This is a genomic window from Pseudomonas sp. VA159-2 (assembly GCF_024126635.1).
GTDB classification, from domain to species: domain Bacteria; phylum Pseudomonadota; class Gammaproteobacteria; order Pseudomonadales; family Pseudomonadaceae; genus Aquipseudomonas; species Aquipseudomonas muyukensis.
Map to the genome: position 1 here is coordinate 121,383 of NZ_JAMYBV010000015.1, position 12,603 is coordinate 133,985.

Genomic DNA, 12,603 nt, shown 5'->3' on the forward strand with positions numbered 1-12,603 from the left:
ATGGGAACGGGCCTGCCCCGCCCTATCCATCAAGGTGAAATCGGATCACTGGCCGGGAAGGTTTCATCCAGCGCATTGTCGACATTGCGCTCCCTGGGCTGGGTCATCTCGCCGCACTTGCAGTCAGCCATGCGGCAAGGCTCACCATCGCGGTGGCCCGAGGCGCAGGCCTCGCAGCAATAGGCCTTGCCATCCTGGACCACGGCGTTGGCGTCAACGGTGCAGGAACAGTGGTTGCAGGAACAACGTTGCTCGTTCATCAGTGGTTTCTCCCATCGTCGTCTTCACGGGATACTTCGTCCGTCCAAGGTCGGCCGTCGAGCGGCGCGGAACGTGCCAGCTCGGCTTCATCGAGGCCGATGCCGCCACCGATCTCATCGGCCTCGACGTGGCGCAGATGCTTGTCTGCCGGGCCGCCCAGACCCGGCTCATCGGCATCGCGGGCACCGCTTTGGTCGAACAGGGTGTCGGGGCTCAGGTCGTCGAGGGTGACATTGTCCTCGTGGGCGCTGTCGCTGAGCGCTTCACCGCCGGTCATGCCCCCCTCGGCGACGCGCCGTGGCGGGTAGTCCTGGGCCAGCTCGCGGGCCGGGCGCTCGTCGCCGATCCGGCCCTGGCGCGCATCGCGGCGCTCGCTGAAATCCAGTTCATGGACGCTGCCCATGCGGTCCTCGGTGTCGTCGATCTCGGCAGCTCTGGTGGGGTCGTTGGGTCTGGCCATGGCAGGTCTCCTTTAGTGGGGCTCATGAGGGTCGACTGCGCTGGCCGGCAAATGATTCAGAGTTTTATCCCACCTGCGCTCGCTGCCGGGGCCCCCAAGGATCGCCACAGCATTTTTTTGAACTCCGCCCCAGCCCGCCACCTCCCAACCAAGAGACCCGCGAACCGTCCGGAGCCCGCCATGGCCAAGCCCCTGCAGGAGTACCAGCGCAAGCGCGACTTCAACGCCACCCCTGAGCCGGCTGCCAAGCGCAGCCGCGCGCGCCGCGCCCATGCCCTGCAGTACTGCATCCAGAAGCACGATGCCAGCCACCTGCACTACGACTTTCGCCTGGAACTCGACGGCACCTTGAAAAGCTGGGCCATTCCCAAGGGCCCGTCACTGGACCCCAAGGTGCGTCGGCTGGCGGTGCACGTCGAAGACCATCCGCTGGACTATGCCGACTTCGAAGGCCATATCCCCGAGGGCCACTACGGCGCCGGTGACGTGATCGTCTGGGACCGGGGCATCTGGGAACCTGAGGGCGACCCGCGCGAAGCCTACGCCAAGGGCAAGCTGCGCTTTCGCCTGCAAGGCGAGAAGCTCTCGGGGGTGTGGAACCTGTTTCGCACTCATCTGGCGGGCAAGAAGGAGCAGTGGATGCTGGTCAAGTCCAACGACGAGCAGGCGCGCAACGAAGCTGACTACAGCATTGTCGACGCCCTGCCCGACAGTGTGCTCAGCGAACGCACCCTGTTGCCGCGGCGCACCGCCAAGCAGGCGCCCAAGCGCGTCGGCACGGCGCAGGCGCAGGCCCTGCCCGAGCGCCTGCAACCGCAGTTGGCCACCCTGGTGGATTCGCCACCCAGCGGTGACTGGTGCTACGAGGTCAAGTTCGATGGCTACCGGATCATGGCACAGATCGCCGCAGGCAAGGTGCGGTTGTTCACCCGCAATGGCCATGACTGGAGCGCGAAGATGCCGCAGCAAGTCGCGGCGTTGCAGGCGCTGGGCCTGGACTCGGCGTGGCTGGACGGTGAAATGGTGGTGGTCGACGGCAATGGCGTGGCGGATTTCCAGGCCTTGCAGAATGCCTTCGACACCGAACATGACGAACAGATCACCTACTACCTGTTCGACTTGCCCTACCTGGGCGGCCGGGATCTTCGCTCATTACCCGTGCAAGATCGGCGCAGGGCCCTGGAGCGACTGCTCGAGCACAATGCCAGCGAACGGCTGAAGTTTTCCGCCGCCTTCGAGCAGCCGGTCGACTCGCTGCTCGACAGCGCCTGTCGACTAGGCCTGGAGGGGCTGATCGGCAAACGCCTGGGCAGCCCCTACTCAGGACGGCGCAGCAGCGACTGGATCAAGCTCAAGTGCAAGCAGCGCCAGGAGTTCGTGATCGTCGGCTTCACTGAGCCCAAAGGTAGCCGTACTGGGTTTGGTGCCCTGTTGCTGGCCTTGCATGACCCCGACGGCGGGCAGTTGCGCTACGCCGGCAAGGTGGGCACCGGCTTCAGCGCCACGACCCTGGACACCCTGCATGCGCGCTTGGCCCCCCTGGAAATCAGCCAGCCGGCGTTGCCCAAGCCGCCAACCGGTGCCGAAGCCCGTGGCGTGCACTGGCTCAGGCCGCAATTGCTGGCCGAAGTGGCCTATGCGCAAATGACCCGCGAAGGCATCGTGCGCCATTCGGTGTTCCACGGCCTGCGCGACGACAAACCCGCCACCGCCATCGACCTGGAGCGTGCCATGCCAGCCAAGCAAGCCGCCAAGGCGCCGCCCGACGAGTTGGGCACACTGCGCCTGACCCACCCCGAGCGTGTCATCGACGCCACCTGCGGCGCCACCAAGCGGCGAGTGGCCGAGTACTATGCCCAGGTGGCCGACTGGCTGTTGCCGCAGCTCAAGCACAGGCCGGTGGCCTTGGTGCGGGCGCCGGACGGCCTAGGTGGCGAGCTGTTCTTCCAGAAAAACGCCGGGCAGCTGCATATTCCCCAGGTTGTCAGCTACACCAAGGCCCAGGCCGGCCAGGCGGCGATGGTGCTCAACCGCGCCGACAGCTTGCTTGGCGCGGTGCAGATGAACATGCTCGAACTGCACACCTGGAATGCCACCGACAAGGACTTCGAGCGGCCCGACCGTTTCGTCCTGGACCTTGACCCCGATCCTGCGCTGCCATGGAAAGCCATGCTCGAGGCCACCCAGCTGACCCTGACCTTGCTCGATGAACTGGGCCTGAAGGTGTTTCTCAAGACCAGCGGCGGCAAAGGCATGCACCTGGTGGTGCCTCTCACACGCCGTGCCGGCTGGGACGAAGTGAAGGACTTCAGCCATGCCCTGGTCGAGCACATGGCCGGCCTGTTCCCCGACCGCCTCAGCGCAGTGTCGGGGCCAAAGAACCGGGTGGGGCGGATCTTCATCGACTACCTGCGCAACGGTAAAGGCGCCACCACCGTCGCCGCCTACTCCCTGCGCGCCCGTGAGGGGCTGCCGGTATCGGTGCCGATCTGGCGTGACGAACTGCCCCTGCTCAAGGGCGCCAACCAGTGGAACATCGACAATCTGCGCGAGCGGTTGGCTGAGGTCGACGATCCCTGGGCCGAGATGACCACCACCCGGCAGTCGATCACCCAGCGCATGCGCAAGCAGCTTGGTCTGGCCTGATGGGGCTGCTGCTCGATCTGCTGCAATGGCCGGCGATGCTGCTGACCCTGGCCGCAGCCTGGTGCATTGGCTCGCGGCGGCCACGCCGGCGCCGCGTCGGCTTCTGTTTTTTCATCACCAGCAATGTGCTGTGGGTGGCCTGGGGCTGGCAGGTACAGGCCTGGGCCTTGATCGTCCTGCAATTTTGCCTGTGCGCCATGAACCTGCGTGGCTGGAAGAAAAACACCCAAGGCGAGCCGAGTCCATGAGCATCGTCCAGGATTTCGACCTGACCCACCTCGACCTGCTGCCCCTGCCCGGCCAAGGCAATACCCGCAAGCGCTGGCAGACCTTGGCGCGCATTGCCGGTTGCGACCTGACCCTGGCCAAGCTCTACGAGGCAGCCCTGGCACGGCACCGCATTGCGCCGGCTGTACCAGGAGCGTTACCAGGCACGGGAGGGACACCGGCATATCCACGGCGCCAACCTTGGGATCTGTGCCAAGGCTTACCAGCGGGTTGGCGGGTTCCAGCCGCTGCCGGCCCATGAAGATGTGCAGTTGGTGCTTGCGCTCGAGGCCGATGGCGCGCAGATCGTCTGGACTGCCCAGCACAGCGTAGCCACCAGTAGCCGCCGGATAGCCGAGCGCGGCAAGGGTTTGGGGATTACCTGAATGGGTTGCAGGGGCAACTGCCATGAATGCCACCGCGTCGCCCGGTTCGCCAGCAAGGCTGGCTCCTCCCGGTATTGCTGGCCAGCACCGCGTCGCCTGGTTCGCCAGCAAGGCTGGCTCCTACAGGTATTGCAGGCCAGCACCGCGTCGCCTGGTTCGCCAGCAAGGCTGGCTCCTACAGGTATTGCCGGCCAGCACCGTGTCGCCTGGTTCGCCAGCAAGGCTGGCTCCTACAGGTATTGCCGGCCGTAGTCGGTGTAGGAGCCGGCTTGCCGGCGAACACCGGCGCAGTCGGTGCCAGCCACCGCGTTGCCGGTTCGCCTGCAAGGCTCAGGATGCCTTGCGTGGTCGTTTGCTGGCGGGCTTTTTGCCGCTCAGGCTGCGCTTGAGCAGCTCGGTGAGGTCGAGGATGTCCGCGCCCTTCTCGGCCGCGATGCCCTCGCCTTTTTCCACCGTCTCGATCTTGCCTTTGCTGGCCTTTTCCTCGACCAGGTCCAGGATGGTCTGGCGGAAGGCATCGTGGTAGTCATCCGGCGTCCACGGCCCGCTCATGTCCTCGACCAGCTTCCTGGCCATGTCCAGTTCGCGCTTGTCGAGCTTGCTGTCGGTGACGCTCTTGTCCAGCTCCAGGGTTTCCAGGCCACGCACCTCCTCGGGCCAACGCAGGGTGATCATCACCAGCGCATCATCCAGCGGGCGCAGCAACGCAAGATGTTGCCGGGTATGCAGCACCACGGTCGCCAGCGCCACTTTGCCGCTGCTCTGCAGCGTCTGGCGAAGCAAGGCATAGACTTTGCCACCGCGTCGGTCCGGGCTTAGGTAATAAGGCGTGTCAAAGTGCTGCAAGGGAATCTCGCTGGCTTGCACGAATGAAAAGATATCGATGGTCTGGGTCGCCTCGGGCCGTGCCTTGCGTATCTCCTCTTCGCTGATCACCACGTAGCGGCCCTTTTCGAATTCCACGCCCTTGACGATGTTGTCCTTCTCGATGTCCTTGCCGGTGACCTTGTTCACCCGCTTGTAGCCCACCGGCTCCATGCTGCGCTTGTCGAGCCAGTCGAAGTCGACGCGCTCGGTACGCACGGCAGTGTTGAGGGAAACGGGTATATGCACGAGGCCGAAGCTGATCGCGCCTTTCCAGATAGCCCTGGCCATGGTCGGCTCCTATGCGTCGAACGGCTGGCCAGGCTGGCTGTAGCGCAACGCGCCACAGCGCTCGCAGCACTGGCAATGCAGCCCGAGGTATTCATCGATGCGCGGGCTGCGCCATTGGCAGCCACGCAGCAGACAGACAAGCTTCATCAGCCACCTCCCTGGCCCTGGCAAAGTCGGGCCCTTATTGGAACTGACTGCGCGGCGCCCGGAAGGTTTATCCCACGTTGCCCTACGGCAGCGGGTTGCCTCCGGTGACGCCGAACACTTCGCCGGTGATATAGCTCGACTCCTGGCTGGCTAGCAGCACGTACAGCGGCGCGCATTCGGCCGGCTGGCCGGGGCGCTTCATCGGCGTGTGGCCACCGAAATCGGGGATTTTCTCCGGGGGTTGGCCGCCGCTGGGCTGCAACACGGTCCAGATCGGTCCGGGCGCCACGGCGTTGACCCGGATGCCGCGCTCGACCACCTGCTTGGCCAAGGCCTTGGTAAAGGCGACGATCGCCGCCTTGGTGGTGGCATAGTCGAGCAAGGTCGCCGAAGGCTGGTACGACTGGATCGACGCGGTATTGATGATGGTCGCTCCCGCTGGCATCAGCGGCACCGCAGCCTGGCACAGCCAGAATAACGCATAGACGTTGGTCTTGAGGGTGTGGTCGAACTGTTCGTGGCTGATCTGGCCAATGTCCTTGCGCGCTTCCTGCTTGCCAGCGACATTGACCAGGATATCCAGGCCGCCAAGCTGTTCATGAGCCTGGTCCACCAGTTGGCTGCACAAACGCGGGTCCTTCAGGTCGCCCGGCAGTGGCACCGCCTTGCGCCCTTCGGCCTCGATCAGTTGCACCACTTCGCGGGCGTCGCGCTCTTCGGTGGGCAGGTAGTTCAGGGCGATATCCGCGCCTTCGCGGGCAAAGGCGATGGCCACGGCGCGACCTATTCCCGAATCGGCGCCGGTGATCAGCGCACGGCGCCCCGTCAGGCGGCCGAAGCCCTTGTAAGTGTTTTCACCATGGTCGGGCTTGGGTTGCATATGGGCATCCAGGCCCGGTTCTGCCTGGGTCTGCGCCGGAAACGGTGGGTGCGGGTATTGAGTCAAGGGATTTTGCAGCGTGTATTGGTCCTGAGGTTTGCTGGTCATGGCAGGCTCCTTGTTGAGCAATGAGCAGTTTGGAAACAGGCGTGGGCCTGCATTACTCATTTTCGAGACAGGGCAGGCGACGATGGTTTGCTCAATCTGCGTCGGGCACCGACCGATGGTCGTGCAGCACCTGGCGCACCACTGCTTGCCAGGCCTGGTGGCGCCCCAACCCTTGGGCCACGGCCTGCTGATACACCTGGCGCTGGCGATCGGCACTGGTGCCTTCGGCCAGGATGCGGCGGGCGTGCAGCAAGGCACGTTCGGCATCGGCGCTGTCCACCGGGTATTGCCCCTGCAATTGCGCCAACCAGTCCTGGGCACCGACCGCTTGCTGATCATCCAGGCCGATGTATGTGCCGTCTCGGCCGAGACGCGACGCGCGCCAGTAGTTTTCCTGGGTGATCCATCGCCACTCCCGGTCGAATACCTGTGGCTCGCGGTGACGTACCACGGCATGTTCAACCAGGTGGCGAAACAGTCCGGCGATGGCCAGGGCATCCTCGAGCCGTGGGCAGGCGTCGCCAATGCGTAGCTCGACGGTTGGATAGCGTCGAGAAGGTCGCACGGCCCACCAGAAATCGCCATCAGCCGCCAAGGAGCCGGTACGCTGCAGCAGCGCCCGATAGCGCTGGTAAGCGTTCCAGTCGGGCAAGGCCTCGGGCAGCCCCATGTGCGGCCACTCGCCGCAGATTACCCGGCGGTAGCTCATGTAACCGGTGTCCTGGCCGCACCAGAACGGTGACGAGGTGCTCAGCAGCAACAACAATGGCAGCCAGTACTGCACCCTGTTGATCACCTGCATGCGGTCGCAGCCTTCGGGCACGCCGACATGTACATGCAGGCCGGACAACAGGCTGCGCCTGGCCACGTGCTGGTAGTCAGCGAACAACTGGCGATGATGAGGCGCCGTAGCCGGTTGCTGGCGCTGCCATTGCGCACAGGGATGGCTGGCCGCCCCGTACGGCGCTACCCCATGCTCGGCCAACGCATGGCTCAGGGCCTGGCGACGCTGGGTGAAGAATGTTCGTGCCTGGTGCGAGGTGCTGAATATCGGCGAGGCGATCTCGATCTGGCTGCGAAACATTTCTGCGGCGTAATACTCGCCGAGCGCCGCCTGACAGGCGTCCAGCACGCGTTTCGAGGGCTTGTCGAGCACGTCGCCGCTGGCCAGGTCGAGCAGCAGGTATTCTTCCTCGATGCCAAAGGTGCACGGCCGGGCCATACCCTTCAACCCTGGCGGCGCAGGGTCAGGGCCACCGCGGCGATCCGTTCGACCTGCTCATACCCTGGCTCGTCGAGTTGCTCGCCGAACACATCGGGATCGAGCTCCTGATAGACCCAGCTGAACCCGGGGCCTGCCAGGCGTAGGCGAACGGCCTCGAGCAAGGCGTCCCGGCCCTCGACGATGGCCACCCCGGTATAAAGCAGCAGCGTGCCGCCCGGGGCCAAGCGCTGCCGCGCCTGCTCGACGATGCGCAGCGACAGTTCGGCGCCCAAGGCGCCACCACCATGGCGGTAGACACGTTCGCCGACATCGAGCATGTACGGTGGATTGGCCACGATCAGGTCGAACATGCCGGTGATACCCTCGAGCAAGTCGCTGGGCTCCACCGACAGGTTGGCGACCCCGGCCAAGGCCGCGTTGATGGCGGTATAACGCAGAGCGCGGGGGTTGATATCCACGGCGCTGACCTGGGCATGAGGCGCGGCCCGGGCGATGATCAAGGCGCCGACGCCGGTTCCACAGCCGATGTCCACGGCATGTTGCACGCGCTGTGGGCTGTGCTGCAGATGGTCATGGATCACCTGGGCGAAACGATAGCTATCGGGGCCGAAGAACACCGCGTCCGGGCTGTCGGTCGGCCAGGCCGAATGAACCAGCAGCAACTCGTCCAGATTCGACCAACGCACGGCGCTGCGCCACAAGCCATCGTGTGGGTGGACCACACCCGCCAGCTCCAGCGCGTGCTGTTCATCCGCGCTGAGCAGGCCTTGGGCGAACGGTCGGCTCCAGCCGAAGACATCGCGCAAGGTGCGCGCCCGGCTCGCCTCGCGCCGGGCATTGACCCGTGCCTGGGTCGCCGGAGTGACGCAGGTGAAACGGTAGCCATCGGCGCTCAGCCTGCGGCCCAGGTGCAACAACGCCTCGTCAGCACGGACTTGGTCCTGATCTAGCCGCATCAATGAGCGTCTCCTTGGGCAAGGCCAGTAAGGCGCACATAGGCACGGGTCGCACGCAACCCATCGGGCTGGGCGTGACCATTCCCGGCCATGGCCTGAAGGCAGCTTGGCAGATCGGGAAAATCTGGTCCGCCGCCTGGCTCATCCGGTATCGCCAGTTGGCTTTCCCACTGCCCTGGAAACACCCGGCGTGCCGGCTCGCCTTGCCAGTCTCCAGCGATCCAGTCATGCCACAGCTGTTTTTCATAGGTGTTGAACACACCGAACATCGCGGCAGTCGGTCCGTCGATCAAGGTCCATAGGCGGCTGTGGGCAGGGTTCTCGCCGCGCTTGACCCACCCTTGCGCCTGCAATGCCGCCAAGAAGCCCGGCATGCTGCCGGGCTCGGCCAGCCATTGGTTGACTGTCCGTCCCTGCAACCGGCAATGCTCCGAATGCATGAACCGGCCGAACACCTGCTTGCGTTCGAGCACGCCCAGCAACTCGGCCTCGAGGTCGAAGCTCTCGATCAGCGACGCTGTGTCGAGGCCCAGGTCGTTGAGCCTGTAGCCTTCGCGCACCCTGCGGTAGAACGCCGCGCCGGCATCGCTCGGCTGCAACTGGCGCACGCTATCGATTGCCCGGCGCGCATGCCCACTGGCGGCATTGTCGATGGTGACATGCAGTTGAAAGTAATGGGCGTCGATACCCAGCTCTGCCAGCTCGTGCGTGGTGATCAACAAATGCAGCGGCGGTTGCTCATAGCCCAGGTTGTAGCCGAGCACTTCCGGCAGGAACTGCTCGAGCTGTGCGCCCAGGGCCAACTGCAGCGCCCCTTGCAGGTAGCGCTCGGATTGCAGCGGCAATCCATCCAGGCAGCCCAGGCGGCCAAGCAGGCGATGGTAGATGAGCACATGGTTGCAGCGCGCATCGCCATCGCCGAGCTCCTCGAGAAAGGTGCGGATCAAGCCGTGGTAGCGCGGATCTTGCCAATGGCGCAAGGCACCCTGTAGCCAGGCGCCATCCACCGCCTTGGTCGGAGCGACTTGCTGCAGGAACCACAACGCCTGCGAGCGATTGGCGAAATAGCGTCGGGGCCCACCCTGGCGACGTTGCTCAAGATACCTGGCATGCTCCGCCGCCACCTTGGCCGCACGCGCCGTGGCCCATTCGTCAAGCCCGTCGATGTCAGCCGGCAGGTCGTCATGCATTGCCACGGTCCTGCGTAATTGTCGGGCAAGCCACTGCGCGCTATCGGCAGCATGGCCCTCGAGCAGGGTTCGGTAGCGCTGTTCGAGGTCGTCGTATGGATCGCCGGCAAGTGCCAGGCGCGCGTCGGTGTGGGTCAGGACCGTCATGCCGGTGTCCTCGCGTCATTGATTGCGGGGCGGGGTCTGCTGCACGGGGGGCTGCTCTTGCGGCGTGGCCGGGGCGGCGGGCTGCTGCATTTGAAGGGAAGGTTTGCTGGGATCGGAATCTTTGCCCGGATGATCGTTGTCCCGATCGAAGCAGCCGCCCAGCACAGTCAGGCTGCCGACCAGGCAAATCAGAGGTATCAAGCGCATGGGAGGTTCTCCTGGTGGTGGCGCAGTACCGGGCAAGCCCGGCACTGCATGGCCTCGATTACGAGCGGCCGCCCTTGCGGCCCGACTCACTGGTGCGGCCGCCGCCGGAATGCTGCCCGCCTTTGCGACCCGCTTCAGAGGCTTTCTCGCGGTCGTTGGCAAAATTGCCTGGGTTTTTCGATCCACCTTGGCTACCGCTCTTGCTGCTGTCTTTATTGGCCATGGTCTTTCACCTCGTGTGGCTTCGGAATGTGCACGACGCTGGGCCGTACATGAATTGGGAGCGCGGCGATAAGGGGGGATTCGGTTTATTGCGCAGGGAACGGACCAGCGGCGCTAAACAAGCGAGCGGGCTGCATTTGGCGCGCAAGGGAAGCCGCCCCCCCCCTCTTGCGGCCACGTCACTTCAGGTGGTTGACCCTGCGCCATGCCCTGGTTAACCTTTAAAAACCTACCGGTCGGTAGGTTTTTGTTTTATCTTGTGGATACGCTTGTCATGCCCAGCACCTCCCACCTGCGCTTCGCCGCCTCCCTCGCCCTGATCGGCGCCCTTGGCCCCTCGGCCGTCGACATGTACCTGGCCAGCCTGCCGGAAATGGCACGCGACTTCGGCACTGGCTATCCCCAGGTGCAACTGACCCTGACGGTGTTCCTGCTGGCCATGGGGGCTGGCCAGTTGCTGTTCGGCCCGCTGGTGGATGCCCTGGGGCGCCGTCGGCCGCTGCTCGCCGGGTTGCTGGTGTTCACCCTGGCATCGCTCGCTGCCGCCGCGGCCGGCTCGCTGGAAGCCCTGCTGATGGCGCGACTGGTCCAGGGCCTGGCCAGTGCCTTGACCCTCGTGGTGATCATGAGCATGGTCCGCGATGTCGCCGAAGGTGCCCGCGCCGCGCAGATCTTCGCCCTGCTGATGACCATCGAGGGCCTGGCGCCGATTCTCGCCCCGGCGGTGGGTGGCCTGGTGGATGCCGCCTATGGTTGGCGGGCGGTCATGCTGGTGCTGGCGGGCCTGGGCCTACTGACTCTGGTCAACTCGCTGCTGAGCCTTGGCGAAACCCTGCCAACCAGCGCGCGGGTGCGCCTGGCACCGGACACGGTGCTGCGCACCTACGCACGCATCGGTGTCGACGGCGCATTCCTACGTCCGGCCCTGGCGTTGTCGGCGGTGTTCTTCTTCCTGTTCGCCTACATTGCCGGCTCTGCCTACGTCTACCAGCAGCATTTCGGGCTATCCAGCGCGCACTTCGGCTTGCTGTTCGGCACCTGTGGCGTGGCCATTCTGCTCGGCGCGGCGTTGTCCGGACGTTGGGTAGTGGCGCGCGGCGTGGCGCGGGTGGCCTGGTGGGGCGCGCTGTGCATGGGTGCTGGCAGCGTGCTGATGGTGCTGGCCGGGATCGGCGGCGGTGGCTTGCCGCTGCTGTTGGCCGGTGTGGTGCTGGCGCTGTTCGGTTTGGGCATCTGCGAAGCCACGCTGATGGCCTTGGCGATGTCCTCGCAGCAGCGTGATGTCGGCTCCACCGCGGCGTTGCTCGGTGCCTTGCAGCTGGTGATCGCCTCGAGCGCGACCCCCCTGGCCGGCCACCTGGCGACCCTCGGCACGCAAGCCTGGGCTTGGTTGTTGGCGGCGTCGGCGCTGCTGATCGTGGGTTTGACCCGCGCGGCCCAGGCCAACACAATCAGCGCCTCGTCCTGCAGTGCCAACCCGGAGTGAACGCCTTGAAAGCCCTGACCCCTTCTGCCGCCCGTGTCTGCGACCATGCTGTCGAGCACTTCGCCGAGCATGGCTACGACGGCTCGTCGCTGAACGAGATCGCGGCGTTGGCGGGGATGCGCAAGGCTTCGCTGTATGCCCACTTCGCCAACAAGGACGCTTTGTTCGTATGTGCGTTCGAGCGGGCGCTGGCGGCGGAAACGGCCTATGTGGCGTTGGGTTTCAGCCAGGAATCGGCGGCTGGCGAGGCGCCGGGGCACTGGCATCCGCTGCATTTGGCCGAGCGCTATGCTGGCTCGGCCAACCTGCGGTTTGTGTTGCGCACGGCGTTCTTGCCGCCGGTGTCGATACGTGCGGTGGTCACGGGGGGCTTCGAGGCTTACCTGGAGCAGATTCGCCAGGGCTTCTGCCAGGCCCTGCGCGAACGTCATGGCTGGGCGCGCAGCGATGGCAACAAGCTGGAGCTCTATGGGGATGCCTACCTGGGGATCATCGACAGCTTGCATGTGGAGTTGCTGTATGCGAACCCTGCGGTGTTTGCCCGGCGGGCGGCGTCCTTGCTGAAGATTCTCGACGATTCGTTGCAGATGGCGAGTCGGTGATTGGCGGCGGCAGCCAGGTCGATGTTGTTGTTGTTGTTGCCGATCAAGAGGCTAGCGCCAAACCCAGCGAGCGACAGCTGCGCCAGTGCAGGCGCCGCCCGTAACTTCGCGACGTTTGGTCGGGCAGACCATAGCGATACGCCCCGGGCGAGACGGTGGGGACATGTTCGATGTCTATTTCTGCCATCAACGCCTGCGCACCATCGACGTGAACAAACCTGATTACGGACCATAATGTGTCAACCATGTCTGCGCACA

At 65.0% G+C, this 12,603-nt stretch carries 14 protein-coding genes and 2 pseudogenes; 6 read left to right on the plus strand and 10 right to left on the minus strand.

All coding sequences use genetic code 11. The features are described 5' to 3' along the window. Positions 1 to 29: 29 nt before the first annotated feature. The gene (locus NJG22_RS16315) at positions 30 to 260 is read right to left on the minus strand and encodes a metallothionein (RefSeq protein ID WP_217847885.1); all 231 of its coding nucleotides are present in this window, start codon (positions 258 to 260) and stop codon (positions 30 to 32) included. Beyond that, positions 260 to 721: a phosphotransferase system, HPr-related protein gene (locus NJG22_RS16320; protein WP_253095954.1), complete on the minus strand. Its 462-nt coding sequence runs from the start codon at positions 719 to 721 to the stop codon at positions 260 to 262. Before NJG22_RS16320 ends, NJG22_RS16315 begins: the two co-directional genes overlap by 1 nt. A gap of 180 nt (positions 722 to 901) precedes the next feature. Between NJG22_RS16320 and ligD the strand changes: the two genes are divergently transcribed. The 4 genes and pseudogenes from ligD to NJG22_RS16340 form a co-directional block, all read left to right on the plus strand. Then, a complete protein-coding gene (gene ligD, locus NJG22_RS16325; RefSeq protein WP_253095956.1) occupies positions 902 to 3,367 on the plus strand; it encodes a DNA ligase D in 2,466 nt (821 codons plus the stop codon). Beyond that, positions 3,367 to 3,615 carry a hypothetical protein gene (locus tag NJG22_RS16330; RefSeq protein ID WP_253095958.1) on the plus strand — a complete coding sequence of 83 codons (249 nt, stop codon included), beginning with the start codon at positions 3,367 to 3,369 and terminating at the stop codon, positions 3,613 to 3,615. Before ligD ends, NJG22_RS16330 begins: the two co-directional genes overlap by 1 nt. 26 nt (positions 3,616 to 3,641) lie before the next feature. Next, positions 3,642 to 3,746 (plus strand): annotated as a pseudogene (locus NJG22_RS16335) (acyl-CoA dehydrogenase); the annotation flags it as partial. 19 nt (positions 3,747 to 3,765) lie between these two features. After that, positions 3,766 to 4,046, plus strand: a pseudogene (locus tag NJG22_RS16340) (glycosyltransferase family 2 protein); the annotation flags it as partial. A 304-nt stretch (positions 4,047 to 4,350) separates the two neighbouring features. On the opposite strand, the gene NJG22_RS16345 reads toward NJG22_RS16340, so the two are convergent. From NJG22_RS16345 to NJG22_RS16380, 8 genes are all read right to left on the minus strand, one after another. Continuing rightward, entirely contained in the window at positions 4,351 to 5,175 is an 825-nt protein-coding gene (locus NJG22_RS16345) for a Ku protein (RefSeq protein ID WP_253095960.1), read from the minus strand. Positions 5,176 to 5,184: 9 nt separating this feature from the next. Continuing rightward, entirely contained in the window at positions 5,185 to 5,322 is a 138-nt protein-coding gene (locus NJG22_RS16350; protein WP_253095961.1) for a PSPA7_2676 family Cys-rich small protein, read from the minus strand. A gap of 82 nt (positions 5,323 to 5,404) precedes the next feature. Then, positions 5,405 to 6,310: an SDR family oxidoreductase gene (locus tag NJG22_RS16355; RefSeq protein WP_253095962.1), complete on the minus strand. Its 906-nt coding sequence runs from the start codon at positions 6,308 to 6,310 to the stop codon at positions 5,405 to 5,407. Between the two features lie 91 nt (positions 6,311 to 6,401). Next, entirely contained in the window at positions 6,402 to 7,532 is a 1,131-nt protein-coding gene (locus NJG22_RS16360) for a carboxylate-amine ligase (protein ID WP_253095963.1), read from the minus strand. Positions 7,533 to 7,537: 5 nt separating this feature from the next. Continuing rightward, the gene (locus NJG22_RS16365) at positions 7,538 to 8,491 is read right to left on the minus strand and encodes a class I SAM-dependent methyltransferase (protein WP_253095964.1); all 954 of its coding nucleotides are present in this window, start codon (positions 8,489 to 8,491) and stop codon (positions 7,538 to 7,540) included. Continuing rightward, on the minus strand, positions 8,491 to 9,828 hold the full coding sequence (locus tag NJG22_RS16370; RefSeq protein WP_253095965.1) for an iron-containing redox enzyme family protein: 1,338 nt from the start codon (positions 9,826 to 9,828) through the stop codon (positions 8,491 to 8,493). The genes NJG22_RS16365 and NJG22_RS16370 overlap by 1 nt, the downstream gene beginning before the upstream one ends. A gap of 15 nt (positions 9,829 to 9,843) precedes the next feature. Then, the gene (locus NJG22_RS16375; protein WP_253095966.1) at positions 9,844 to 10,035 is read right to left on the minus strand and encodes a hypothetical protein; all 192 of its coding nucleotides are present in this window, start codon (positions 10,033 to 10,035) and stop codon (positions 9,844 to 9,846) included. Positions 10,036 to 10,093: 58 nt separating this feature from the next. Beyond that, positions 10,094 to 10,258 (minus strand): KGG domain-containing protein, encoded by a 165-nt coding sequence (locus NJG22_RS16380; RefSeq protein ID WP_253095968.1) that lies wholly within the window; start codon positions 10,256 to 10,258, stop codon positions 10,094 to 10,096. A gap of 273 nt (positions 10,259 to 10,531) precedes the next feature. On the opposite strand from NJG22_RS16380, the gene NJG22_RS16385 reads away from it, so the two are divergent. Both NJG22_RS16385 and NJG22_RS16390 read left to right on the plus strand, forming a co-directional pair. Next, positions 10,532 to 11,743 carry a multidrug effflux MFS transporter gene (locus tag NJG22_RS16385; protein WP_253095970.1) on the plus strand — a complete coding sequence of 404 codons (1,212 nt, stop codon included), beginning with the start codon at positions 10,532 to 10,534 and terminating at the stop codon, positions 11,741 to 11,743. Positions 11,744 to 11,748: 5 nt separating this feature from the next. Further along, on the plus strand, positions 11,749 to 12,345 hold the full coding sequence (locus tag NJG22_RS16390; protein WP_253095972.1) for a TetR/AcrR family transcriptional regulator: 597 nt from the start codon (positions 11,749 to 11,751) through the stop codon (positions 12,343 to 12,345). The last annotated feature ends 258 nt before the right edge of the window (positions 12,346 to 12,603 follow it).